Origin of the sequence: Microcoleus sp. Aus8_D2, from assembly GCF_036702665.1 — a bacterium.
Lineage (GTDB): Bacteria > Cyanobacteriota > Cyanobacteriia > Cyanobacteriales > Microcoleaceae > Microcoleus.
The window spans coordinates 1-22,746 of record NZ_JAUBUN010000005.1 but is presented as its reverse complement, the minus strand read 5'-3'; the positions used below and the strand labels follow the sequence as shown (position 1 = coordinate 22,746).

The 22,746-nt window shown below is 45.6% G+C and carries 19 protein-coding genes; 11 read left to right on the top strand and 8 right to left on the bottom strand.

The annotated features are described in order from the left end of the window. Positions 1-378: 378 nt before the first annotated feature. The 3 genes from QUB64_RS05410 to QUB64_RS05400 all read right to left on the bottom strand — a co-directional run bounded on the left by QUB64_RS05410 (position 379) and on the right by QUB64_RS05400 (position 3,794). Positions 379-2,124 (bottom strand): AAA-like domain-containing protein, encoded by a 1,746-nt coding sequence (locus QUB64_RS05410; protein WP_333265632.1) that lies wholly within the window; start codon positions 2,122-2,124, stop codon positions 379-381. Between the two features lie 466 nt (positions 2,125-2,590). Further along, positions 2,591-3,322 (bottom strand): WecB/TagA/CpsF family glycosyltransferase, encoded by a 732-nt coding sequence (locus tag QUB64_RS05405; RefSeq protein ID WP_333265630.1) that lies wholly within the window; start codon positions 3,320-3,322, stop codon positions 2,591-2,593. A 334-nt stretch (positions 3,323-3,656) separates the two neighbouring features. Further along, positions 3,657-3,794, bottom strand: coding sequence for a hypothetical protein (locus QUB64_RS05400; protein ID WP_333325074.1), 138 nt, complete (start codon positions 3,792-3,794; stop codon positions 3,657-3,659). Between the two features lie 110 nt (positions 3,795-3,904). On the opposite strand from QUB64_RS05400, the gene QUB64_RS05395 reads away from it, so the two are divergent. From QUB64_RS05395 to QUB64_RS05385, 3 genes are all read left to right on the top strand, one after another. Beyond that, entirely contained in the window at positions 3,905-7,114 is a 3,210-nt protein-coding gene (locus QUB64_RS05395; RefSeq protein WP_333265625.1) for a glycoside hydrolase family 15 protein, read from the top strand. Positions 7,115-7,272: 158 nt separating this feature from the next. Further along, entirely contained in the window at positions 7,273-8,118 is an 846-nt protein-coding gene (locus tag QUB64_RS05390; RefSeq protein WP_333265623.1) for a TdeIII family type II restriction endonuclease, read from the top strand. A 74-nt stretch (positions 8,119-8,192) separates the two neighbouring features. Continuing rightward, positions 8,193-9,143 (top strand): PmeII family type II restriction endonuclease, encoded by a 951-nt coding sequence (locus tag QUB64_RS05385; RefSeq protein ID WP_333265621.1) that lies wholly within the window; start codon positions 8,193-8,195, stop codon positions 9,141-9,143. Between the two features lie 69 nt (positions 9,144-9,212). Here QUB64_RS05385 and hisB read toward each other — a convergent pair whose 3' ends face one another. Together hisB and fabI are read right to left on the bottom strand one after the other, a co-directional pair. Continuing rightward, on the bottom strand, positions 9,213-9,854 hold the full coding sequence (hisB, locus tag QUB64_RS05380) for an imidazoleglycerol-phosphate dehydratase HisB (protein WP_442921633.1): 642 nt from the start codon (positions 9,852-9,854) through the stop codon (positions 9,213-9,215). Positions 9,855-10,036: 182 nt separating this feature from the next. Beyond that, on the bottom strand, positions 10,037-10,813 hold the full coding sequence (fabI, locus tag QUB64_RS05375; RefSeq protein WP_293339781.1) for an enoyl-ACP reductase FabI: 777 nt from the start codon (positions 10,811-10,813) through the stop codon (positions 10,037-10,039). Positions 10,814-11,142: 329 nt separating this feature from the next. On the opposite strand from fabI, the gene ntcA reads away from it, so the two are divergent. The 6 genes from ntcA to QUB64_RS05345 all read left to right on the top strand — a co-directional run bounded on the left by ntcA (position 11,143) and on the right by QUB64_RS05345 (position 17,840). After that, the gene (gene ntcA / locus QUB64_RS05370; RefSeq protein ID WP_293145473.1) at positions 11,143-11,808 is read left to right on the top strand and encodes a global nitrogen regulator NtcA; all 666 of its coding nucleotides are present in this window, start codon (positions 11,143-11,145) and stop codon (positions 11,806-11,808) included. 77 nt (positions 11,809-11,885) lie between these two features. Then, positions 11,886-13,616 carry a DUF3084 domain-containing protein gene (locus QUB64_RS05365; protein ID WP_333265616.1) on the top strand — a complete coding sequence of 577 codons (1,731 nt, stop codon included), beginning with the start codon at positions 11,886-11,888 and terminating at the stop codon, positions 13,614-13,616. Positions 13,617-14,131: 515 nt separating this feature from the next. Then, a complete protein-coding gene (locus QUB64_RS05360) occupies positions 14,132-14,512 on the top strand; it encodes a hypothetical protein (RefSeq protein ID WP_333265614.1) in 381 nt (126 codons plus the stop codon). 152 nt (positions 14,513-14,664) lie between these two features. Next, on the top strand, positions 14,665-14,979 hold the full coding sequence (locus tag QUB64_RS05355; protein ID WP_333265612.1) for a formylglycine-generating enzyme family protein: 315 nt from the start codon (positions 14,665-14,667) through the stop codon (positions 14,977-14,979). Between the two features lie 591 nt (positions 14,980-15,570). Further along, a complete protein-coding gene (locus QUB64_RS05350) occupies positions 15,571-16,695 on the top strand; it encodes a formylglycine-generating enzyme family protein (RefSeq protein ID WP_333265610.1) in 1,125 nt (374 codons plus the stop codon). Between the two features lie 749 nt (positions 16,696-17,444). Beyond that, the gene (locus QUB64_RS05345; RefSeq protein ID WP_333265608.1) at positions 17,445-17,840 is read left to right on the top strand and encodes a pre-16S rRNA-processing nuclease YqgF; all 396 of its coding nucleotides are present in this window, start codon (positions 17,445-17,447) and stop codon (positions 17,838-17,840) included. A gap of 48 nt (positions 17,841-17,888) precedes the next feature. On the opposite strand, the gene QUB64_RS05340 is transcribed toward QUB64_RS05345, so the two are convergent. From QUB64_RS05340 to QUB64_RS05330, 3 genes are all read right to left on the bottom strand, one after another. After that, a complete protein-coding gene (locus tag QUB64_RS05340; RefSeq protein WP_333265605.1) occupies positions 17,889-18,131 on the bottom strand; it encodes a type II toxin-antitoxin system HicB family antitoxin in 243 nt (80 codons plus the stop codon). A gap of 169 nt (positions 18,132-18,300) precedes the next feature. After that, positions 18,301-18,747, bottom strand: a complete 447-nt coding sequence (locus tag QUB64_RS05335; RefSeq protein WP_333265603.1) for a hypothetical protein — start codon at positions 18,745-18,747, stop codon at positions 18,301-18,303. A 390-nt stretch (positions 18,748-19,137) separates the two neighbouring features. After that, positions 19,138-20,718 (bottom strand): photosystem II high light acclimation radical SAM protein, encoded by a 1,581-nt coding sequence (locus tag QUB64_RS05330; RefSeq protein ID WP_333265951.1) that lies wholly within the window; start codon positions 20,716-20,718, stop codon positions 19,138-19,140. A 374-nt stretch (positions 20,719-21,092) separates the two neighbouring features. On the opposite strand from QUB64_RS05330, the gene QUB64_RS05325 reads away from it, so the two are divergent. Together QUB64_RS05325 and QUB64_RS05320 are read left to right on the top strand one after the other, a co-directional pair. Further along, positions 21,093-21,482, top strand: a complete 390-nt coding sequence (locus QUB64_RS05325; protein ID WP_333265601.1) for a DUF1830 domain-containing protein — start codon at positions 21,093-21,095, stop codon at positions 21,480-21,482. Between the two features lie 478 nt (positions 21,483-21,960). Beyond that, the gene (locus tag QUB64_RS05320) at positions 21,961-22,551 is read left to right on the top strand and encodes a hypothetical protein (protein ID WP_333265598.1); all 591 of its coding nucleotides are present in this window, start codon (positions 21,961-21,963) and stop codon (positions 22,549-22,551) included. The last annotated feature ends 195 nt before the right edge of the window (positions 22,552-22,746 follow it).

Here is a 22,746-nt window from a genome sequence, read left to right as displayed (position 1 = left end):
TAACGAACTCCCATTGAATTATACTAATTTGAAAAAGTATTGCTACGAAAAAAGTTGGGTTTGTTTTATTGCTCCTTGAAAATAAGAGGTGCGTCGCTATAAGATTTTCGCTCTTTCTTGAGGATTGTCGATGGCTCCGCACCCTACGGTTTGATATTGGTAGGGTGCGTCAGAGGAGAAAACCTTGTGGAAATCGAGATATGTAAAGTCTGACGCACCTGAGATATTAGATCAATGTCAATCAGGGGCTTTTGCGTGGGCGGGGGCGGGTTTATTTAACTTGTTTGCACTTTTTAAGGCTGTTGGTGAACCCGCCCCTACAGCTTCCACACGAATGGTGCAATATCTCAAACGCACCCTACTTTATGTGCTGTTCATTTAATAAACTCCCAATCTGTCTTTAAAATAAAGGCGGTAGAGATTGCACAGAGGAATTACATCATTACCCCGCAGTTCCACTAAACCCAGACTGCGAAGTTTAAAGGCTAGATTTGCTTCTAATCGTACCGGATCGGAACTAGCGATTACTTGTTTCATTGCTGCTTCCAAATTAGGATCGTCAGTGAGGTTAAATAAATGGCGGCGTAAATGATCGCCATAAATTCCTTCTTCTGTAGGCGCTATCTGTAAAAATTGTTTTAGGTTCAAAGAACCGCGAGCAATTTCATAGAGGGCTTTTCTTAACAGGTAAGGATGTCCGTCTACCATTCCTATGAGTTGTTCTCTTTCACGCTCTGACCAATTCAGTTGATGTTTTTGGACTAATTGATTAATTTGTTGATGGTTGAATTCGAGCAACTCAATTGGTAAACCTACATTAAACGGCGATTGGTTGATGTTGAGGGGAATATAAACTTCTTTGGAATGGGAGATGACTAAACGCAGTTTTTTCCAAGCTGGTTCGTTTTTGCCTTTTTCATGCCACGCCCGCAGCAATCCAAAGAATTCCTGGGCGACTTCGGGATGTTGAAATACTCGATCGACTTCATCCAATCCTAAAGTTAATGGTGAGGTAATTGTTGCTAACAGGTAGCGCTGAAAATAGTTGCCGCATTTTTGTTTGCTACCCATGCCTTTTTTCCAGTAGTCTGCTACTCGATCGTCTAAATTTAAGGCATTGGTGATTTCGCCGCAAAACCACTGCAACAACTGATCGAGATTGGTAAGAAAACTTGCATCAGCAGATTGAAAGTTTAAATACGCTGTTTGATGTCCTTGTTGTGTTGCGTGGTGCAGAATGCGCTGTACTAAAGAGGTTTTTCCCATGTGATGGGGTGCTTTAATTCGGATCAATGCTCCTGCTTTGAGTATGGTTTGGTAGCAGTCGGATTCGATGGGAGGGCGATCGATATATAGCTGACAATCTAAGCTAACGGAACCTTCTGGGTTATCTAAATTGAGGAGAGGAGGAGGAGGTGAGGGGCTCGATCGCGCATTTGGCACCGCAGACGACGACTCCTCAAGTATATCGGTAACGGGAGCACCAGCAAAATCTGACTTATCCTTTAAAACTGGAGTAAGTTCTTCCGGGATGCCTGCCATGCTGATACTAACGCAGCCTGACTTGTAAGCAAAATCTATAGATTCTCCGGCTGCGAGTGCGTCATAAAATCCTACGGCGAATTCTCTGGCGGCATTATCTCCCACCGCTTGCTTCATGCCGATAACATAGGGAATGTGATGTGCGATCGCCTGAGCTTGTACGTCCGAATAGCAAGCGTTGAGTACCACGCATTCTACCCAATCCATAGATAGCTCGAACAAATCTGCTAAAGCTTTGGCATTTACCAGTTTAATCTGTCCCGTCTCATTCTCTAGAGCTAAACCGTCCTCTCCCGCACCATGCCCGGAAAAATGGACAATCTCTGGTTTATAATCTACTAGTACAGCTCGCTGCATTTCTCGCGGCGTCACCGCCCACTGTTGCTCCAGTTGAAATTTGTCGCGGTTTTTTGAGCGTTGCAGGGCATCTGAAATTTCCTGAACCTCTTTACCTAGGCGCAGGGGAGTGGAGTTTTTGGGGTTAGCCGCCAAAAACAAGATAGTTTTTTTCTTTCTTGGGGAACTACTCATAAATGCGACTTTGACTAGAGGTGATGCGCTATTACTCCCTTTGGGCCCCAAGAATATCTAGTGAAGAGGGCAAGGCTTTGCTGCTGGCTTTGATAGATATAGCCTTTCTCAGAAAGATGAGGTACTTGACGGGCTATGGGCATAGGGCTATGGGCATAGGGCATAGGCCAAACCGGGCATAGGGCATAGGGCTATGGGCTATCCTCACTTTTTTGAGAACCGCTATATTCGATCGCGATCGCCCGTACAAGATATTATTGTTTTTTCGTGCCGATATAGTTAATAGATTAAGTTTACCCGCTTTAGGTAGAATATACTGGATCGGGTTATATAAATTAACCATAATTATTGTAGAGACGGGCTCGCGGGCGATCGGCAATATCAGCCATAACTCCCGTAAACCCGCCCAACCAAAAGACTAGGCAAGATTGCATTCATTCCCAAACAATCTTAAAATCATCTGCGTTCATCTGCGTTCATCTGCCTTAAATCTGCGGTTACTCTATCAATCCAATTTTTAAGATCGCAAATCCGCCAAAGCTTTCAATGCAAATTGTGGCAAAGCCAACATCCGGCGCCAGCGCCAAGGTTCTTGATAAAGCCGGTACAACCATTCTAAATGATTGTCGCAAAACCAAGCCGGCGCGCGGTCTTTTGTTCCCGCCCAAATATCAAAACTGCCGCCTACGCCCACCCAAATAGATTGCGGGCAAAGGTGTCGGTTTTTCGCAATCCAAAACTCTTGGCGCGGCACTCCCAAGCCGACAAAAATGATTTTTGGCTGCATTTGTTTGAGGCTTTCACAGAATTCTATTTCTTCATCTGCGGAAAGATAGCCGTGTTGAGCAGAAATCGACAGTTGATTAACTTTTTTCTGCCAAGTTTCCGCTGCCTTCGCCGTCACTCCGGGGGAACCTCCAAAGAAAAATATCGGTTCCGAAGTTGGTAATTTTCCAGCCTGTTGCAACAGCGATTCTGCTAGTTCAATCCCCGGAAACCGCTGCACCGGTTTGCCGCGCATTCGCAAGTACAGCACTACTCCCGAACCGTCTGGTATTACGAGTTCCGCAGAGCGAATTACATCGGCTAAAGCTGGGTTTTGCTCGGCTTGCATTGCCATTTCAGCATTCAGCGTCACGACGTGACTGCCTAACCCTTGATGCAGGCGCTCTATCAGCCAACCTGCGTAATCGTCTAATATGTGAACTGGTAGTCCCAGCACTGAGAATTGCGGGCGCGATCGATCCATATTTCTTTACTTTGAGATTCCTACACACCTAGTTGTTTAAATTAGCTTACTCCTTTCCCGCTCAAAAAATTAGTATTATTGAACCGCGAAGACGCGAAGGACACGAAGGAAGAATCAGCAAGAAGTAGATAATCTTCTACCGGGAAGGGAGTAGTTTGGCGATCGATGCACTTGCCATTCCTGGACGCCAAAAATCCGGTTTGTGCAGCAAAGAGTCTGTCAAGTAGCCATTCTGCTGCCCAGAAACCGGATTTTTGGTACGCGACTCGCTAGTTTGTTAGAGTCTGACTGTAAAGTAGGCGCGAGCGAAGCTATCCCGAGCGTGAATCGCCCGTTAGCGTTGATTTTTTTTGACAGAGCCGTCAGCGTACCATTCCATCGGCACGAGTTCAATTTTACCATTAATCTTCACTGTAGAATACACAATTTTTACGAAAGGAACGCTGTTGTTATTGTGGTTGCGGCTAGACATGGCAATTACCTTGTTGTGTTTGCAGAACTTGAGAAATGTTCTAATCTCTGGTATATTTAGAAGTCTATTCACCGCAATTCTGCTCGCATCAGGAAAAAAAGGACAACGAAATGGCGATCGCAACAACCCAGCGGCAAACCCGGTTAGATTATTACTACCAGCAAATCAAAAACGTCATCCTCAAACGCCAGAACCCAATTACCGGTTTGCTGCCGGCGAGTACGGCTGTTAACGCTCACGGCGACTACACCGATGCTTGGGTGCGCGATAACGTGTACAGCATTCTGGCAGTTTGGGGTTTGGGTTTAGCTTACCGCAAAATTGATGGCGATCGCGGTCGAACATTTGAACTGGAACACAGTACAGTCAAACTAATGCGCGGCTTGATGTTTGCGATGATGCAGCAAGCAAACAAAGTCGAACGTTTTAAAAATACTCAGTTACCGCTAGATGCCCTGCACGCGAAATACAATACTCAAACTGGCAGTATTGTTGTCGGTGATGATGAGTGGGGACATTTACAGTTAGACGCTACATCTATCTTTCTGTTAATTCTTGCTCAAATGACGGCTTCGGGATTGCATATAGTTTTTACAATTGATGAAGTCAATTTCGTCCAAAATTTAGTTTACTATATCGGTAGAGCTTATCGCACGCCAGATTACGGAATTTGGGAAAGAGGTCATAAAATTAATCGCGGTAATGCCGAATTAAATGCTAGTTCTGTGGGCATGGCAAAAGCAGCGCTGGAAGCAATCAATGGATTGGATTTGTTTGGAGTTAACGGTTCTCAAGCATCGGTAATTCACGTTTTGCCGGATGAAATTGCCAGAAGTCGCATTACTTTAGAGTCGCTTTTGCCTCGCGAATCTAGTTCAAAAGAAGTAGATGCTGCTTTATTGAGCGTGATTAGTTTTCCCGCTTTTGCTGTGGAAGACCAAGAATTAGTAGCACGGACTCGCAATAAAATTATTGACAAATTGCAGGGAAATTACGGCTGCAAGCGGTTCCTGCGGGACGGACACCAAACAGTTTTGGAAGATGCCGATCGCCTGCATTACGAACCGACAGAATTAAAGCAGTTCGAGCATATAGAATGCGAGTGGCCGCTATTTTTCACTTATCTACTCTTGGACGGTATATTTGAGGGAAATCAATCCCAAGTCGAAGAGTACCAGCAGCGTTTGGCATCTCTGGCAGTCGATCGCGCTGGTTTGCCTTTACTACCCGAATTGTACTACGTTCCTGGCGTCAATATAGAAGCAGAAAAGTTAAATCCCCGCAGCCAGCAGCGCTTACCCAACGAAAATGTTCCCCTAGTTTGGGCGCAAAGTTTGTATTTTCTCGGTCAATTGCTGAACGAGGGGTTAATTGCAGTGGGCGATATCGACCCGCTGGGGCGCCATTTGTCAGTCGGGAGACACGGAGAACGTTTAGTGCAAATTGCCCTGTTAGCTGAAGATGAAGATTTGCAAGCAGAATTAGCTGCTAACGGCATTGCAGCCCAAACCCCCAAGCAAGTAGCACCAATACAAGTCCGCCAGACTAAAGAATTATCCGCTATTTACACGCAAATCGGACGCAACGATCCACTAGGCTTAACAGGCCGCCCGGTGCGCAGGCTGCGGAGTCTGACAACTTCCCGGTTGTTCAAAATTCGCGGAGAGGCGATCGTATTTCTGCCCTCATTTTTGGACAGAGAAGAATTTTACCTGACTCTAGACTACCATTTTCTAGTATCTAAAATCAAGAGCGAAATCGCTCACATTCACCGCCACTGGTATCAGTTGGGACGCCCCACAGTAACGCTGATGTTAACTCATGCGATGCTGGAAACCGGCCGGGAAGCCCTGCTGGAATTAATGAAGGAACTCCGCGACGGACACTCGGAAAATACGCCTGTAAAACTGGGAAATCTCAACCAGTTAATGCTGACTGCTGGTACCGAGAGAATTGATTTCATGCACGATTTTGAATTCACAGAATCTCCAGTGACAGGTGCAGTAGAAACCCGCAGCTATCTAGGTTACAATCCCGAACAAACTTGGCCTTTGGGTCACACGCAAGAATTTAAATTAGAGTGCGAAACTAATACTAAATTGCTGCTCGCCAGCCTGCGCGGTTCAGAGAACTTGTACGAACAAATTGAGTTGCTGCACACGTTGATTCGTCTCAAAGGACTCAACTTTGATACAGGATTTGGAGGTCCGGAACAAACAGTTCAAGTTGTATATTTGCTCAACGAAGTTTATACGAAAGCTGGAGAAAGTTCGCAATCAAAAATCCAATGGGCAGTCATCCGCCATGCTGCTGGATTGCTGGACAAGGTTGATATCAGCTTGTCGGATGCGGTGACAGACATTTTGGTGCGACAAAAACAAATTGCTGTGGGGAAAGCCTACAGCGAAGATTCGGTGATTTCGCGGCCTGGTTCTTACACGGAAGTGATGGACAAAATCCGCCAATTCTGCGGAGAAGACATTCGCGATCGAGTTCTCACCCAAGAAGTTATTATCTATCTCAGCGTCCTAATTAAAGCTGAACCGCAGTTATTTAAAGGTCTGCTGACACTGAGAGTTAGCTACTTTATTTTGTTGTTAACTAGCGAATTAGCCCGCGAATTGGGAGTTACGCAAAATGAAGCTTACGAACATTTAATGCAGCTAAGTCCCTTTGAAATCAAAAATCGCCTGCGCCAAGTATTGACAGAATATGAGGAAATGAATCAAATCCTCAAAGAGCAAGAATCCCTGCGCGTCAAACAGCCGGAAAAAGATATTGAATGGGTAGTCGCGCCAGTTTTTGAAGAACCACAAATGCCTGCGGGAGGATGGCGCCGCAAGCGGCAAATGGAAGGTGCAGTCAACCGCGTACCGAAGGATTTTTATCCGAGTGTTTGGGGACTGCTACGGCACTGCAAAGGCTTGATTATTGGCGATAAATTAGAGCGCCGAAATCGCTTAGATAGCGAGATTATATTATCGGAAATGACGCCTGGGGAAAAGAATTTCGCGCTGCAAATCGAGCATTTGTTGAACAAAATTGTGGCGCCGGAATACCGACAAGTCAATATTGAGGCGTTGATGGAGTTGGCTGCGATCGCCCAGCGCAACCCAGAATTGAAAGTAGAAGAATACATCGTTTTAGATGTATTAGTCGGTCACGCGGTGCGGCTGAATTGGCAGGGAAAACACCCGGAAAGAGCGGATAAGTACGATGAAGATAAGGCGGCAGCTTGGCAAGGTTTTTACAATACTTCGCCCTACGTTTGTGCGAGTCACGTGCTCGATGCTTTCCGATTCTTGACGAAGTTTGGATAGATTGAGGGCGGGTGGTTAATACAAGTCTCGATCGACCTTTTTGTAGTAAGGACTTCAGTCCTTTCTTTGCCAACTCATCAGCAAGGACTAAACTCCTAACTACAAAGCTATTACATTTTTGCAACAAGTCTAGTAAACTGAATATTGGCAGTAAAATAATGTCAGCTATTAGCTCAATTACACGCGCCATCATCAAAGCATACTTAGAAGTTTTCATCGAAAACCTTATCAATCAATACAGAGGACGGCTAATACCGAAACTTGATATTCCAGCAGCATATTTATCATGCAAATCCTCTAAAGGTCAACTGAAACCGTTTCAGGCTGCTATTATGCCGTCAGAATTGCTGCGGATTAACGAGTTTGAAAGAGGTTTCAGCAGCAGCTTGGGCACAACTTATGAAGAATGTGCAAAACTCATTGCTTTGGAACATCACCAAGAAGCAAGCAGAAGCTATGAAATTTCTGGCGAAGTTAGCATAGAGGCTATCCATGAAATTGAGCGTCAGATAGCGCTATTTGAGCAGTCAGCCGACAAAAATGCAAATAAACCTGCTTTTGAAGAAATGATAGAAGCTGTTCTTGAGGCTCCCAAAACTAACCATTTAGTTACGCGATCCGTCACAGTCAAAGCAGATTTGTACGTGCTATCCCGTGACGGGAGGAAATTTTTCTTTGAAATTAAAGGATCGAAACCCAACAAAGGACAATGCTTGGAGGTAATTCAACGACTGCTGAGATATCATTTACTGTGCGGACTGTCTCGGCCCGATGCTCAATCTTATTATGCTATGGCTTACAATCCTTACGGGCAAAATCGTTCAGATTATCAATGGTCAGTGGCCAGGAAGTACACGCCCTTTGAACAATCTGTCATTATGGGACATGAGTTTTGGAATATTATAGGGGGAGAGACTGCTTACGAAGAACTTTTGGATATATATCAAGAAGTTGGGCGGGAGAAGGGCAAGTATATGCTTGATGCTCTTGCTTTTGGATTTTAGTAAAGCACGAGTTTCTTCTCAGGTTTCTCTTTGAATTTAAGTAATATTTAAAATAGAGTTGAGGAGAAATAAAAGTGTCAGAGCAACTTCATGAATTATTGGCATTTGTCTTAGAAAAAGAAATAGGATTGCCTGCCAGCAAGTCTCGCTCTTTCGCCAGTCACTTTGCCGAGTTAGAAGAATTTTTCAACTTAGAAGCCGCAACACTCAGAAACGGCATCAGCAGCATCTCTGGCAAAAGAGCGCTCAGATTTATTCCCGATGAGATTGAACGCATTTTAGCATTTATATCTTCAGGCCAACTGTCGCTGCAACTTACTATCGCTGAAAATTTTTTAGCCAGCATTTGTCGAGATTTTACTGGGCGACAGCTAGTTATGGTTGAAAATCTGACTTTAGGGAAAATTCATCCCAACCCATTTTTAATTAGGGCGTTAAATCTGGACACTCCCGAAGAAGTTGTCCGGCTCAATGTTTATATGACTGCTACTAGATCTATTGTCACTTCAATGGGATTTTTTATTCAAAAACTATTGATATCTTGCTCTGAAAGTGCAGAAATTCCACCGGAAGAGTCTGGATGGGACGCAATTAAAACTACCAGTGATGGCGATCGCTGTTGGATACAGGTCAAAAGCGGCCCGAATGATATGGATAAAGACCAGATAGTATATTGGGCTGACAAAATTCAGGAAAAAATTAATGCAGGCGATCGCGCTTATATTGGCATAGCTTACGGCAAGAGAACTAATAAAACTGTAACTTTTGGTTTGCTGAAGCAACTTCTGCCGAATTCGGAAATGAGCACTTTGATCGGTCGAGAACTGTGGGATTTTGTCAGTGAAGATACTGATTTTACTGTCAATTTGTTTGAGGTTTTGCGTCAATCTGCGAGTCAAGTTTTAGCACAAAGTTCTATTGCTGATGCTATAGAAAGGTGTAGCGATCGACTAATTGATCAATTTATCGGCAAATATGGTGAGGGAAGTCAAGGTGTTTTTAACTACATCGCAGATATATTTTAGAGATCGCGGTTTTGATTTGCATGAGAGGATAATTCGTAGTAACGCCGCAGCGCTACTACGAACCCTAAACTACAGAACCCCTTTAGAACTCGGAATCCGACTGGCGCGCCGAGGATCGATCGCCACCGCCATCCGCAAAGCCCGCGCAAATGCCTTAAACGCCGCTTCCACAATGTGATGAGAATTCCCTCCCTGCAACTGTCTGATGTGTAGTGTCATCTGAGTGTGGTTCACCACAGCAGCAAAAAACTCTCTCACTAACTCGGTGTCGTAAGTGCCGATTCGCTGGGTGGGAATTTCCAAGTTGTAACTTAAGTGGGGCCGTCCCGAAAAATCTAGCACTACCTCAATTAAGGCTTCATCTAACGGGGCGATGAAGTGCCCGAAGCGAGAAATTCCCGATCGATCTCCGACAGCTTTTGCCAGGGTTTGGCCTAACGTAATGCCCACATCCTCGTTGGTGTGGTGATCGTCGATCGCCAAATCCCCGATCGCCTGTACGTCCAAATCAATCAATCCGTGAGAAGCAATCTGCTGCAACATATGGTCTAAAAACGGAATTCCCGTAGACGCCTTGCAAGTTCCCATACCGTCGAGATTCAGGCTGACAGTGACATCCGTTTCTAGTGTCGTGCGCTTTACCAAGGCGGCCCTGGCGACTGTGTTACTGGAACTTGGAGGAGGTACAGGAGGGCGATCGATTATTTCCATAATTCGCAATTGGTCATTCATTAGAATTAATTAGTAATTTGGGATTAACACTTTTGTAGCGAACAACGGACAGTTATTGACAGTTGACTGTTGGCAAATCTTGCTGTCAACGGTTAACCGTCGAAAAACCTCGCTGTCAACTGTCAACTGTCAACTGTCAACTGTCAACTGTTTAAAAGCTGTTACATTCCCATGATTTCGTAACCGGCATCGACATACAAAACTTGACCCGTAATTCCGCTAGAGAGATTGCTGCACAGAAAAGCCGCAGCATTTCCCACTTCCTGCTGAGTTACCGTCCGCCGCAGCGGGGCCACTTCCTCAACGTGGTGGATCATGTCCAGAATGCCGCCAACTGCTGACGAAGCCAAAGTCCGAATCGGGCCTGAAGAAATCGCATTTACCCGAATATTTAACGGGCCGAGTTCCGCCGCCAGATACCGAACATTCATTTCCAAAGCCGCCTTAGCAATTCCCATGACATTATAATTAGGAACTACCCGCACGCCGCCCAAATAAGTCAGGGTGATAATACTGCCGCCTTCGGCCATCAGCGGTTTAGCAGCAGCACACAGCCGTACCAGCGAGTAAGCGCTAATATCCAAAGCATTGGAGAAGCCTTGGCGCGAGGTGTTGCTGAAATCTCCCGAAAGTTCGTCCTTGCCGGCAAAAGCCAGACAGTGAACTAGGATATCTAACTTGCCCCACTTGTCGGCGATGGTTTTAAAAGTAGACTCAATTTCGCTCTCGTCTTGGACATTGCAGGGCAGATACAGACTGGGATTGAGCGGTTCTACGAGTTCGGCGACTTTGCGCTCGTGCTTGCCTTTCTCGTCCTTCAAATAAGTTATGCCGAGATTAGCCCCAGCTTTGTGGAGCTGCTGGGCGATGCCCCAGGCGATCGAGCGATTGTTGGCAATGCCCGTAACAAGAGCATTTTTTCCGGTCAAATCTATCATCTGTATTTCTTCTAGAAGCAACTTGCACCGTTCTCGTTGGCTGTATGCGACAACCCCGCCAGTTTAGACACAACTGATTCAGATTTAACTGATTCAGACACAATTGAGACACAATTGAGACACAATTGATATTAATTTTGCTGTGGAGCTACATGGAGGGGGAATTGAAAAAGTTAAGAGAAGGGCTAGATTTAATCATACAGCGTGTGTTTACCTTAACATTAGATGGCTGTAACAGAATCCCTAGACATTGGAGGTAGGGCAGTATATTTACTCAATAAGCTTAATCGGCAAGTTACAAAGTATTGATTAGTACAAAGGATCTCGTCGTGACACATGATAGACCGCTAGCAGCCGTGTTCCGCCAAATCAGCGGCGGGGCGTTTCCGCCCATTGTGGAAAACTTTGAACGGGGCAAGACGATTTTTTTCCCTGGAGACCCGGCTGAGCGCGTCTACGTTCTCATTAAAGGTGCTGTGAAGCTCTCCAGGGTGTACGAAGCAGGGGAAGAAATTACAGTCGCCCTGCTGCGCGAAAACAGCGTATTCGGGGTGCTGTCTCTGATTACGGGACACCGATCGGACAGGTTTTACCACGCGGTAGCCTTTACGCCGGTGGAATTGATCTCGCTGCCGATCGAACAAGTGGAAAAAGCCCTCAAGGAAGATCCGGAATTGTCGATGGTGATGCTTCGGGGACTCTCATCTCGGATTTTGCAAACCGAGATGATGATTGAAACGCTCGCACACCGAGATATGGGTTCGAGACTCGTCAGCTTTTTGCTGATTCTGTGCCGGGATTTTGGCGTGCCGAGTACGGATGGGATTACGATTGATTTGAAGCTGTCCCATCAGGCGATCGCCGAGGCGATCGGCTCGACGCGGGTAACTGTGACTCGTTTGCTGGGGGATCTCAGACAAGAAACCATGATCTCGATCCACAAGAAAAAGATCACAGTCCACAACCCGGTGGCCTTAAGCCAGCAATTCACTTGATGCCGAGAAACTATGGGATTTTGGATTTTGGATTCTAGATTCAATCCAAAATCCAAAATCTACAAGAAAAAATCGGAATGACTGCTGGATACATCCTAATATTTGTAATTTTAGTGTTGGGGGGTGTGATCGCTACTGTCAGCGATCGCCTTGGGACGAAAGTCGGCAAGGCAAGATTGAGTTTGTTCAAACTTCGCCCCCGCGATACTGCGGTTGTGGTGACAGTGATGGCCGGCAGCATCCTGTCAGCAATTACTTTGGGCATTTTGTTTGCTACCAGCAAGCCGCTGCGAAACGGAGTTTTTAGAATAGACGAAATTCAAAAAAGGCTCAACAACGCCCGCAGAGAAATCAACCAGGCGACTCAAGAAAAAAATCGAGTTGAAACTGAATTAGCTCAAGCGAGAGCCGCTCAAGCGCAAGCTAAAGCCAATTTAGAGCAAATTAATCAATCCCTCCAAGCAGCTAATGCCGAGCAAGCTAAGACGCAAACAAAATTAAATTCGCTGCGGGCCCAGCTCAACAGCGTGGAAGCAGCCAAGTCTAAAACTCAAGAGCAGTTAAGTCAGGTAGAAGCGGCTAAATCGCAAACCGAAGAACAGCTTGCTACTGTGGAAGCGGCTAAATCCCGCACCGAAGCACAATTGAAATTGGTGGAAACTGCCCGATCGACTACCAGAGCTCAGCTCGATCGCACCGAGAACCAATTGAAAACCGTTTCAGGTCAAAAAACGACTTTGAGTTCGGAAATCGCCCAACTGCAATCCGAGCGCCAACAGTTAATCGAGCAGCGAGAGCAGGTAAAAACTCAAATTACTCAGCGAGACGCAGAAATTGCCAAGCGAGACGCAGAAATTGCCCAGCGAGAGGCAGAAATTGCCAAGCGAGAGGGAGAAATTGCCAAGCGAGATGCAGAAATTGCCTCGCGCAACGAACTAATTGCTCAGCGAGACAAGGAAATTGCCCAGCGGGCGGAAAATCTCGCTTCGCGCGATCGCATAATTGTCGAGAGGGACAAAGTAATTGCGGAGAGGGAAGCACTTTTAGAAACCCTGGGACAGCAACAAGCTCAACTCGAACAGCAGCAAACATTATTGCAGCAGCAAGTGCAAGTTTTGGAACGCGATTTTCAAGCCATCCGCGAGGGTACAGTTGCGATCAGGCGCGGTCAAATTTTAGCTGCTGGTGTTGTTCGCATCCTGGAAGCGGGTACGGAGAGTCGCGCGATCGATCGACTCTTGCAAGAAGCAAATAAAACCACCGTCGGACTGATGCAGCCGGAAAATACTAAGGTTAGAGAGCAGGTTATTCAAATTACTAAAGCAGAAATCGATCAATTAATCAGTCAGATCAAAGACGGTCAAGATTACGTAGTGCGGATTGTCGCCGGCGCTAATTACCTGCGACAAGAAAAGCTAATTAAGGTATTTGCAGAAGCCGAAATCAATCGAGTGGTGTTCCGCGCTGGAGATGTGATTGCAGGGGTTGCTGTCGATCCCGTAGCTTTTCCCGACGAACAGGTGCGACAACAGTTGCAGCAATTGATCGAAGCTTGTCAATTTCGCGCTCGGTTAATTGGTGTTGTCGGCGGTAGAGTCCAAGTTGCGGACAATCGGATTGAAACTTTGGGCGGTTTTGTCGCTCGACTACAGCAATATGACAAACCGCTGGAAGTTCGGGCGATCGCCGCCGATGTCACCTACATTGCCGGCCCGCTGAAAATAGACTTAGTTGCCCTGTCAAACGGAGTCGTGGTTTTCCGCACCGGACAACAGGAGCCAGCCAGAGGAGACTTTAAACTTCAATAAGTGCGATCGACATATCGAATTCGAGCCAAAATTTTGGGCGATCGAACCACAATTTTGCTTGACATTTTCGAGCCATTGACATATCATTAAATAATGGGAATCCGTGCCGCCATATATATAGCAATCGTAGGGTGCGTCGCCACTTATAACTCAATAGGCTTTGGTTGATACTATTTATTCCCTGGAGAGCCCCCTCGCATCCCCCGAATCGTTGCGGGGACGAAAGAGAGCTTTCTTGTTCCCCCCTTATTAAGGGGGGTTAGGGGGGATCGGGCTTAAATGAAGCGTATTGACTTATAATTGATAAAAAACATTGACCAGCCCACAGCGACGCATCACACCGCTAACATAGTAGGGTGCGTCGCTACAAAAAATCTGGAAACACCACCAACAATCTCACAGATCCGCACCACCACCGCTAAGAGAGCAAAGAGAGAAACTAAAAATCGAACGGTGAGATATTGACATCACAGAACAAAATTGCACTCAATTAAAAAGCAGGAGCGTGCGGTATAATGTCAGAGAATCAAAATGAACCCAGAGAATACGATGCCGTCCTTGGAGGACAAAATTCAATTCCGGTCAATGCTGCGGTACTCGGAGGTCTACCCGGTGTTAAAAGCCGCTTAGCCTCACCCATTGTCGAAGTGAGAATCGCCGCCCTCTCCGAAGCACTGAAATATGGAGAATCCGGATTAGATTTGATAATTCAAGCTTTGCACGATGATTCAATCGAGGTGAAATTAGCTGCCTATTCACTGCTGAAAGATAGAAATGACTTAAAAATTAAATTTCCTATAGAAGTGAGAATCTTCGCGCTCTCCGAAGCACTCAAATATGGAGAAGCCGGATTAGATGTGATAATGCAAGCGGCTCTTCTGAACTTATGGTCATAAGTTTATCTAATCATCAAAGCAAGCTAATACACGATTCTTAAAATTATTAAAATTAGAAAAGCCATATCCTTGCAAAAGGAAAAGAAAACAGTCGCATCAAGTCATGGGTTCATTACTTCCCTGAAGACTTAGGCAATGGAGTTGTACTCGACATGGTTGACATTCCTGGCGGCACATTTATGATGGGTTTGCAAGAAACAGAGTTAGGTAGTTGCGATGCTCAAAGTCCGCAGAATCAAGTAACAGTACCGGCTTTTTATGCAGGAAAATACCCCATCACCCAAGCAGTGATTGAAAATAATCCGTCGTGCTTTAAAGGTGAAAAACGTCCTGTAGAACAAGTAAGCTGGGATTTGGCTATAGAATTCTGCCAAAAACTTTCTGAAAAAACAGGCAAGATTTATCGCTGCCACGCACCGCCAGAATCAGATACGCCTTCTGATATCATGTCGGGTCGATTACCATAACAAAAAACAGTTTGTAGTGCGTCCTGGCGTCCGCTATCCGGCTACGGACGCCAGGACGCACAACGAACGAATCTTGCTGCGGGGGGTGAAAGAAACCGGGTTTTTTCGCTCAATCACAACCCGGAAGCAAAGATTGTGACAAAAACCCGGTTTCTGATTGCTGCGGGGGTGAAAGAAACCGGGTTTTTTCGCTCAATCAAAACTGGGAAGCAAAGATTGTGACAAAAACCCGGTTTCTGATTTGAGCGCGGGGGTGAAAGATAGTAGGGTGCGTCGCCACCAAAAATCTGGAAATAATAGCGACAATCTAGGAGCGACGCACCGCCACCGCCAAGAGAGCAAAGAGAGAAACTAAAAATCGAACGCTGAGATATTGACATCACAAAACAAAAATTTGCTCAATTCATACCATTTGTAATAATTATTGCAATAGTATATTGTTGAATCTGTCGATCGTACAACTTAGCGCGAATGGTGCGGATCTATGAGATTATACATTTTTGTGCAGAGATTTTTAGTAGCGACACACCCTACGGAATACTGTAGGATAATTTTTCAAAATTGGTATCAAATGCAGGAGCGTGCGGTGTAATGTCAGAGAATCAAAATGAACCCAGAGAAGACGATGCCGTCCTTGGAGGACAAAATTTAATTCCTGTCAATGCTGCGGTACTCGGAGGCCTACCCGGTGTTAAAAGCCGCTTAGCCTCACCTATTGTCGAAGTGAGAATCGCCGCCCTCTCCGAAGCACTGAAATATGGAGAAGCCGGATTAGATTTGATAATGCAAGCATTGCAGAATGAATCAATACAAGTAAAATTTCCTGCCTATTTACTGCTAAAAGATAGAGATGACTTAAAGATTAAACCTCAGTTTGAAGACGAGATCCCTACATTTGAATTTGATGTCATCACAGTCGATGCTGAAGGAAAAGAAAACAGTCGCAGAAAGTCTTTTGCTCATTACTTCCCTGAAGACTTAGGTAATGGAGTTACACTCGACATGGTTTACATTCCCGGCGGCACATTTATGATGGGTTCGCCAGCAACAGAATCAGGTAGGTACAATAACGAAAGTCCGCAGCATCAAGTAACAGTATCGGCTTTTTATGCAGGAAAATACCCCATCACCCAAGCACAGTACGAAGCAGTGATGGAAAATAATCCATCGTACTTTGAAGGTACAAAACTTCCTGTAGAAAGAGTAAGCTGGAATCAGGCTGTAGAATTCTGCCGGAAACTTTCTGAAAAAACAGGCAAGATTTATCGCTTACTTTCGGAAGCTGAATGGGAATATGCTTGTCGCGCCGGAACTACAACACCTTTCTATTTGGGCGAGACAATTACCACGGATTTAGTTAATTATAATGGGCAGTATCCCTACGCTAGGGCGCCGCGGGGACTTTATCGCGAACAAACAATTGATGCGGGGAGTTTTCCCCCCAATCCCTTTGGACTTTATGATATGCACGGTCAGGTTTGGGAATGGTGCAGCGATGAGGGGCACTATAACTATGACGGCGCACCGACTGACGGAAGTTCTTGGGAAACTGGAACAAGTAATTTCCGAGTGCGGCGTGGAGGTTCGTGGAACCGCGATGCGGTCCATTGTCGTGCTGCCATCCGCTTCTACTTCTATGCGCGCCTCTCGCTCAGCCTCGGGGGTTTTCGTGTAGCGGTAGCTTTGGCTGTCCCTTCCTCCCTGTCTTCTCTGTGAGGACTCTTCTTTGCTCTTTAGCCCTTTAGATAGTAGGGTGCGTCGCCATCTGCAATTTGCAAATCAAATCGACAATCTCACAGCGACGCACCGCCTGCACAGAGGTGAGAGAAACCGGGCTTGTGCGCGGGGGTAAAAGAAACCGGGTTTTTTCCATAAATCACAACTGGGAAGCAAATATCGTGGTAAAAACCCGGTTTCTGATTTGGGCGCGGGGGGTGAAAGAAACCGGGTTTTTTCGATAAATTAAAACGGGGAAGCAAAGATTGTGGCAAAAACCCGGTTTCTGATTTTTGCGCGGGGGGTCAAGAAACCGGGTTTTTTCGATAAATTAAAACGGGGAAGCAAAGATTCTGGCAAAAACCCGGTTTCTGATTTGGGCGCGGGGAGTCAAAGAAACCGGGTTTTTTCGATAAATTAAAACGGGGAAGCAAATATTGTGGCAAAAACCCGGTTTCTGATTTGTGCGCGGGGGGTGAAAGAAACCGGGTTTTTTCGATAAATTAAAACGGGGAAGCAAAGATTGTAACAAAAACCCGGTTTCTGATTTTAGGCATTATATGGCCGCACGGATTCCCATGATGATATAATATGTCAATCCCACAAAAAAGTCAAGCAAAATAAGTGCGATCGCCCAAAAAGATTTTGCAACATTCAGGAATGCAAGTGTCAGATTAGATATAGGTTTGCGATCGGGTTAGACGGCGCTCAAGCGCAACTACAAAATTATTAAGATAGGACTAATAAATATGATTTTAGGTTTCGATCCGGGTAAAGACAAGTGCGGCATCGCCGTCATGGGTAGAGACAAGAAAGTTTGCTACCATCAAGTTGTGCCGTCAGAATCAGCCATATCTACGATTCAATCTCTGTGCGAAGAGTTTGCGATTGAGTTATTAGTGCTCGGAGATCAAACGACTTCCAAGACTTGGAAACAAAAGCTGACGCAGAGTTTGTCACCGGAGATCGAAATTGTGCGGGTTGACGAGAGGTACAGCAGCTTAGAAGCCAGGGATCGTTACTGGCAAATGTACCCCCCGACGGGACTTTCTCGCTTGATTCCCCAGTCCATGCGGACTCCGCCGCGGCCGGTAGATGATATAGTGGCGATCGTCCTAATTGAAAGATATTTGAACAAAATTTAATCAAATACCCAACTAAATCGCAGCGACTAATTGGCCCAAAGGTCGGCATTAGGCAACCTCTTGGCTAATATTCAAGTCAATACCGTTGAGGATAGGTAAAGTGTGCCTGAAACGCAACCCTAAGATAATCCATCCTTCCAAAGCGTCTTGCACATCTTCGCGACAAGCTTCAGGCGTCGCAGCATTGCCCCATACACCTTGACACTCAGGAATTTCACCGTAGAAAGTACCGTCTTCTAGCAACTGATAGGTTGCTTTCTGCATTGCCGTAGTGATGTACTTAGTAAGCATTTAACTCTGGAAACTCCTTAATAAAGATTCCCTTAAATTAATATATCACAAGTTTTGACACGCAGCAATTATTCTCGGTCTAGGACTGAGAATAAATATGTTGCTGCTGATTTTAAATTTAAAAATCAAATAAAATACACCCTAATTTACGATCGCATAACGCTCAGTCCTACTTGATGACAGCTTCAGTCAAAATTACCTTACCATTCTGCCGGACTTGCAGGCGTTCGGGGTTAATCGAGTAGATAATATTGCCGTTAGTCGCTTCATAAGTTCCGTCGTCACGGGTGGTTACTTGCATGACATTGATTTGGCTGCCACTTTTTTTGCTGACCCCCCGGTAAAAAAGATTTCCTTGCTGGGTTTTGCAAATGTATACGGAAAAGTTGGCCGTTGCGAAGGATTCCACCATTTCGGCCCTCGGACATCCCTCAACTTGAGCAATTTGTAGCGGTTGAGAAGGCGCCAAAGTGGAAGATTGAATCGCCCGAACTTTGCCAATCGGTTGATTTATTGCTGTTGCTCCTGCTGGGGGAGTCAAAAAGGCGATCGCGCTAATGCCGGCGATAACTAAACCTAATCCTGGAATTACCTGCACTCGCTCTTTAGCAAACATCTTGTCACTCCTAATTTTAACTATATAATTACATTTTAAGCGATATTTGCTCCATCTGCTATTTTTAGGAGACTTTTTGTTTTGCTTGATAGGTTTGTAGTGCTGACTTTAGTCAGCATCCATAACTAGGAATCGCATTCCGAACGATTGAACCCTTTTTATTCCGGGTATTAATAGGTCAACCGCAGATTTAAGGCAGATGAACACAGAAGAACGCAGATGCATTTTAAGATTGTTTTCTACTTTGGCAATCTGGTATAAAATTGATGATTGCGTGCAAGACTTTCTGAGATTTGAATTTTTTAATCAAAAGGGAAAGAGACGATACATTTTTCGTCTCATTTCCCTTTTGATTAAGAAGGACTGAAGTCCTTACTACGAACCGGGTAGTTAGTTGACTGCTGCTAACTGTTTGTCTTTGGTTTCAACGGTTGCAGTCAAAGCTGCTTCTAAATCGGCACAGCCGAGTTTTTCCTCCAAAATTGCCATCACCTCGCGGCCGAAATCATTGGAATTTCTCTGCCAAGCTTCCAAGCAAATTTGTCCGAAAAACGAACCCAAAGGTTCGGGATTCCACAGCAATTTCCGCGCTGTCCAAGGCATCAAACTCATCGGGTCGTAACCGGGTTGCAAAATATCCTGTTTGAAGGCGTATTCTTCTAAAATTGTGTGCGGCTGCAAGCCGATGAAGAAAATCGCCGGTTCTACTTTATCGACTCCGAAAATCCGCTCTAATTCTCGGTGATAGGCAATAGTTTGTCTGATGGTTTCAAAGGTTTCGTCAATGACGTTGAATGAGTAATTTACCGAAACCACATCGTTATAACCGGCGGCTTTTAAATCGCGGCAATTTTCCAAAACTACGCGCAGGTTGTAGCCCATCCGCATTTTGCGAACGAGTTCCTGGGAACCGCTGGTGATGCCGATTTCAAAGTAATTCATTCCTGTTTTTACCATCAAATCGCACAATTCGGGCGTGAGATTGTCCGCGCGGATGTAAGCAGCCCAGTGGATGTCTGTCATCCCGGAGGCGATGATTTTTTGCAATAATTCGATCGCATCATCGATGAATTTGCGCGCCGGGATAAATTGAGCGTCGGTAAACCAGAAGTTGCGGATACCTCGATCGTACAATTGGCGCATCTCCGCCACCACCTCATCCGCCGGATTGATCCGCACTTGCTTGCCTTCAATCACCGTATAAATACAGTAACAGCAATTGTGAGGACAGCCGCGCTTGGTTTGGACTCCGAGGTAGAAGTCCATATCCTGTAGATAATAGGAAAATTCCGGCCAAATGGTTTCGATGTAGTTGTAATTGCAAGCCGTTTTCTCGATGTTGGCTGGCTTTTCGTGAATTAGTCGATCGCGCGGTACAGTTTCTCCTACTACATAACACCTTTCCTGCGCCAAATCTTCGCCCTTAATCAACTTCTCCAGCAACGCCTCACCTTCGCCCACGGAAACCACAGTCCCCGCCGGCAAACTGCGGCCCAACTGTTCGTAAAACACGCTCACAGCACCGCCACCGACGACTGCACGCGCTTCGGGGCGGTATTTCCGGGCCCGCTTCAATCCGCGTTTAATCAGTCCCAGATTGCGCCAGAGTTCGGTGTAGTAAGACGTAGCTAAACGCAATCCCCCGATCGCACCCCGGAACTTAGTCAGCGGATTTTTGGCGTAGTAAAACTCGAAGGCATTTTGCAGCGGATTTCCGCCCCTACCGCCCACGGGTGCATAAATTTGAATATCCCGCCAAGAGAAAACCAATAGCGTCGGCTTAAACTCATCTACGATCGCATCCAAACCTTTAGCGTAATCCAGCGGCGGTACTGCGCCCAAGTCGAAAATCCGCTGTTGGACATCGGGAAACAGCTTGTGCACGTGATCCGAAAGATACACAACTCCGATCGGGAAAATCGGATTGCAAGGGAGGCGAACGTACAGGACTCGGTTTTCTCGGTTTTCCATGGTTGCCATATCCTAATGTGGAACTTTTTTAACTATGTTTATATTCTTTTAATATAACTTTACATGATCTCTAATTTTCGCAATTTAATATTAAATATTTTTAAATTTTGCTAAGAGGCTTAAGGCGGAGCTGGTGGGTGTCGGTGGGCGAAAGCAGCAGAAAAAAGCTAATTTTTCAGGAAATGCAGCGTTTTTTGACCGAAAATCCCAGCAGGGAGTCAAAAATCAGATATTTATTCGGATAAATAGAAAAAATCGGGCGATCGGTCTCTCATGTGTTATTCAGTTGGTAGTCGGCTTTACAGTAGGCCGGGATCGCAAGATGTTAGCCTGAGAAGATAACTAAAACTTTTAGGCAAAGCCCCTCAGCATTTATGGCTCAAATTCTTGACCCAGTACCCTCAGACGCCGCCAGCAAAATTCTCTGCTGCTACGTCAACGCCACCAGTCAAATTCAGATTGCTCGCATCTGCAACATTCCTAACTGGTATTTTGAACGAGTGGTGTTTCCCGGACAGCGTTTAGTTTTTGAAGCGATGCGGGCCGCAGCATTGGAAATTCACACCGGGATGATGGCCAGTGCAATTTTGTCGGATAAAATTCCTTGCGATCGCTTGCAAATTAACGAAGGCCCGTATTCTGCAATCAATCCTAACAGATCGCGAGGTGGTGGTAAGGGCGATCGCACAATAATTGCTGGCCGCCCCAAATCCCGAGAAATCTCAGAACCTTTGACTGTACCCGCGTTAACAGCCGTGGATTAATAGAAGTTGTGAGTTTTGAGTTATAAATTGTCAGTTAATTGATAACTGGGCGCTCGAAATTCCAACTTCTGCAAAGCGGTTAAAACTCAACAGTTAATAATCAAAGTTTCTGAATTGAATTTTAAATCGAAACTCAACACTGCAAATATAGTCCTGTTTTGCATATTTGCCTGAGTATTTGTAGGGTGCGTCGCCATCAACAATCCCTCCTATTTAATCGACTTTTCGAGTGGCGACGCACCTTATACCATTTCTCTCAAGTGTTGGTACATAATTATTGAGTTTGTTTGCTCGACTCTTCAAGAGTATAGGTGCGTCGCTATCAGACGAGCGATTTTTATTTGGGGATTTTTAATGGCGACGCACCCTACGGCTCAAAACTGCAAATATTGTCCTGTTTTTGATATTTGCCTGAGTTTTGTTCGCAGGCATGAAAGCTGTGCAAAAATAGCATTAAACAGCTTCTCGAATTTCATTTATGTCAGCAGAACCGATCGCACTTTCCCCATCTTCCCCCCCAGTATTTGAGCCAGCAGTATTCCGGCTTTCTCCCCTGATTAGAATCACGCTGTTGAGCTTGTACTTCGCCCTGAGTATTCCGTTACCGTTTTTGTCGGAATTCACGAAAGCACCGGTTCCCCCAGCGGCACTCTGGGCGGCAATTGTTGTCGGCGCAGCGGGCCTCTACGGCGTGCTCAGCGAACGGGTAATTCTCAGCGAGGAGGGGATTGCAGTTACCTATCCGAACTGGTTTGGGCGCGTGTTTCGCAGGGGTTGGGATCTTCCTTGGACCCAGGTGAAAGCTCTTAAACCTCGATCGACCGGTCAAGGAGGTTTGGTTTACTATTTTCTGAGTCATGCGGGTGAAGGTTATTTGCTACCGATGCGGGTGGCTGGATTTGGTAAATTAGTGCGTTTGGTGGAAGCAAAAACGGGTATTGATACTAGAGATGTTCGCCCTTTGTCGCAGCCTTGGATGTATCTAATTTTGCTCTTCTGTACGCTGTTGCTGCTATTGGTGGATGTGTGGACGATCGCAACTGCGATCGGGCTTCAAGGTAATCTGTAAGGTGCGCCGAAGAATACCCTACAAATTATGTTCGATCGAAAAACTACAATAAATTTGGTTCGTAGTGAGGACTTTAGTCCTTCTTCTCCAGAGGACTAAAGTCCTCACTACCAACCGTAATAAATTTGGTTCGTAGTGAGGACTTTAGTCCTTCTTCTCCAGAGGACTAAAGTCCTCACTACCAACCGTAATAAA

Coding starts and splice junctions, on each gene's coding strand:
- QUB64_RS05405 (WP_333265630.1), bottom strand. CDS start 3,322: ATGGATCGATCGCGCCCGCAATTCTCAGTGCTGGGACTACCAGTTCAC.
- QUB64_RS05400 (WP_333325074.1), bottom strand. CDS start 3,794: ATGTCTAGCCGCAACCACAATAACAACAGCGTTCCTTTCGTAAAAATT.
- QUB64_RS05395 (WP_333265625.1), top strand. CDS start 3,905: ATGGCGATCGCAACAACCCAGCGGCAAACCCGGTTAGATTATTACTAC.
- QUB64_RS05390 (WP_333265623.1), top strand. CDS start 7,273: ATGTCAGCTATTAGCTCAATTACACGCGCCATCATCAAAGCATACTTA.
- hisB (WP_442921633.1), bottom strand. CDS start 9,854: ATGGAAATAATCGATCGCCCTCCTGTACCTCCTCCAAGTTCCAGTAAC.
- fabI (WP_293339781.1), bottom strand. CDS start 10,813: ATGATAGATTTGACCGGAAAAAATGCTCTTGTTACGGGCATTGCCAAC.
- QUB64_RS05365 (WP_333265616.1), top strand. CDS start 11,886: ATGACTGCTGGATACATCCTAATATTTGTAATTTTAGTGTTGGGGGGT.
- QUB64_RS05360 (WP_333265614.1), top strand. CDS start 14,132: ATGTCAGAGAATCAAAATGAACCCAGAGAATACGATGCCGTCCTTGGA.
- QUB64_RS05355 (WP_333265612.1), top strand. CDS start 14,665: ATGGTTGACATTCCTGGCGGCACATTTATGATGGGTTTGCAAGAAACA.
- QUB64_RS05350 (WP_333265610.1), top strand. CDS start 15,571: ATGTCAGAGAATCAAAATGAACCCAGAGAAGACGATGCCGTCCTTGGA.
- QUB64_RS05345 (WP_333265608.1), top strand. CDS start 17,445: ATGATTTTAGGTTTCGATCCGGGTAAAGACAAGTGCGGCATCGCCGTC.
- QUB64_RS05340 (WP_333265605.1), bottom strand. CDS start 18,131: ATGCTTACTAAGTACATCACTACGGCAATGCAGAAAGCAACCTATCAG.
- QUB64_RS05335 (WP_333265603.1), bottom strand. CDS start 18,747: ATGTTTGCTAAAGAGCGAGTGCAGGTAATTCCAGGATTAGGTTTAGTT.
- QUB64_RS05330 (WP_333265951.1), bottom strand. CDS start 20,718: ATGGAAAACCGAGAAAACCGAGTCCTGTACGTTCGCCTCCCTTGCAAT.
- QUB64_RS05325 (WP_333265601.1), top strand. CDS start 21,093: ATGGCTCAAATTCTTGACCCAGTACCCTCAGACGCCGCCAGCAAAATT.
- QUB64_RS05320 (WP_333265598.1), top strand. CDS start 21,961: ATGTCAGCAGAACCGATCGCACTTTCCCCATCTTCCCCCCCAGTATTT.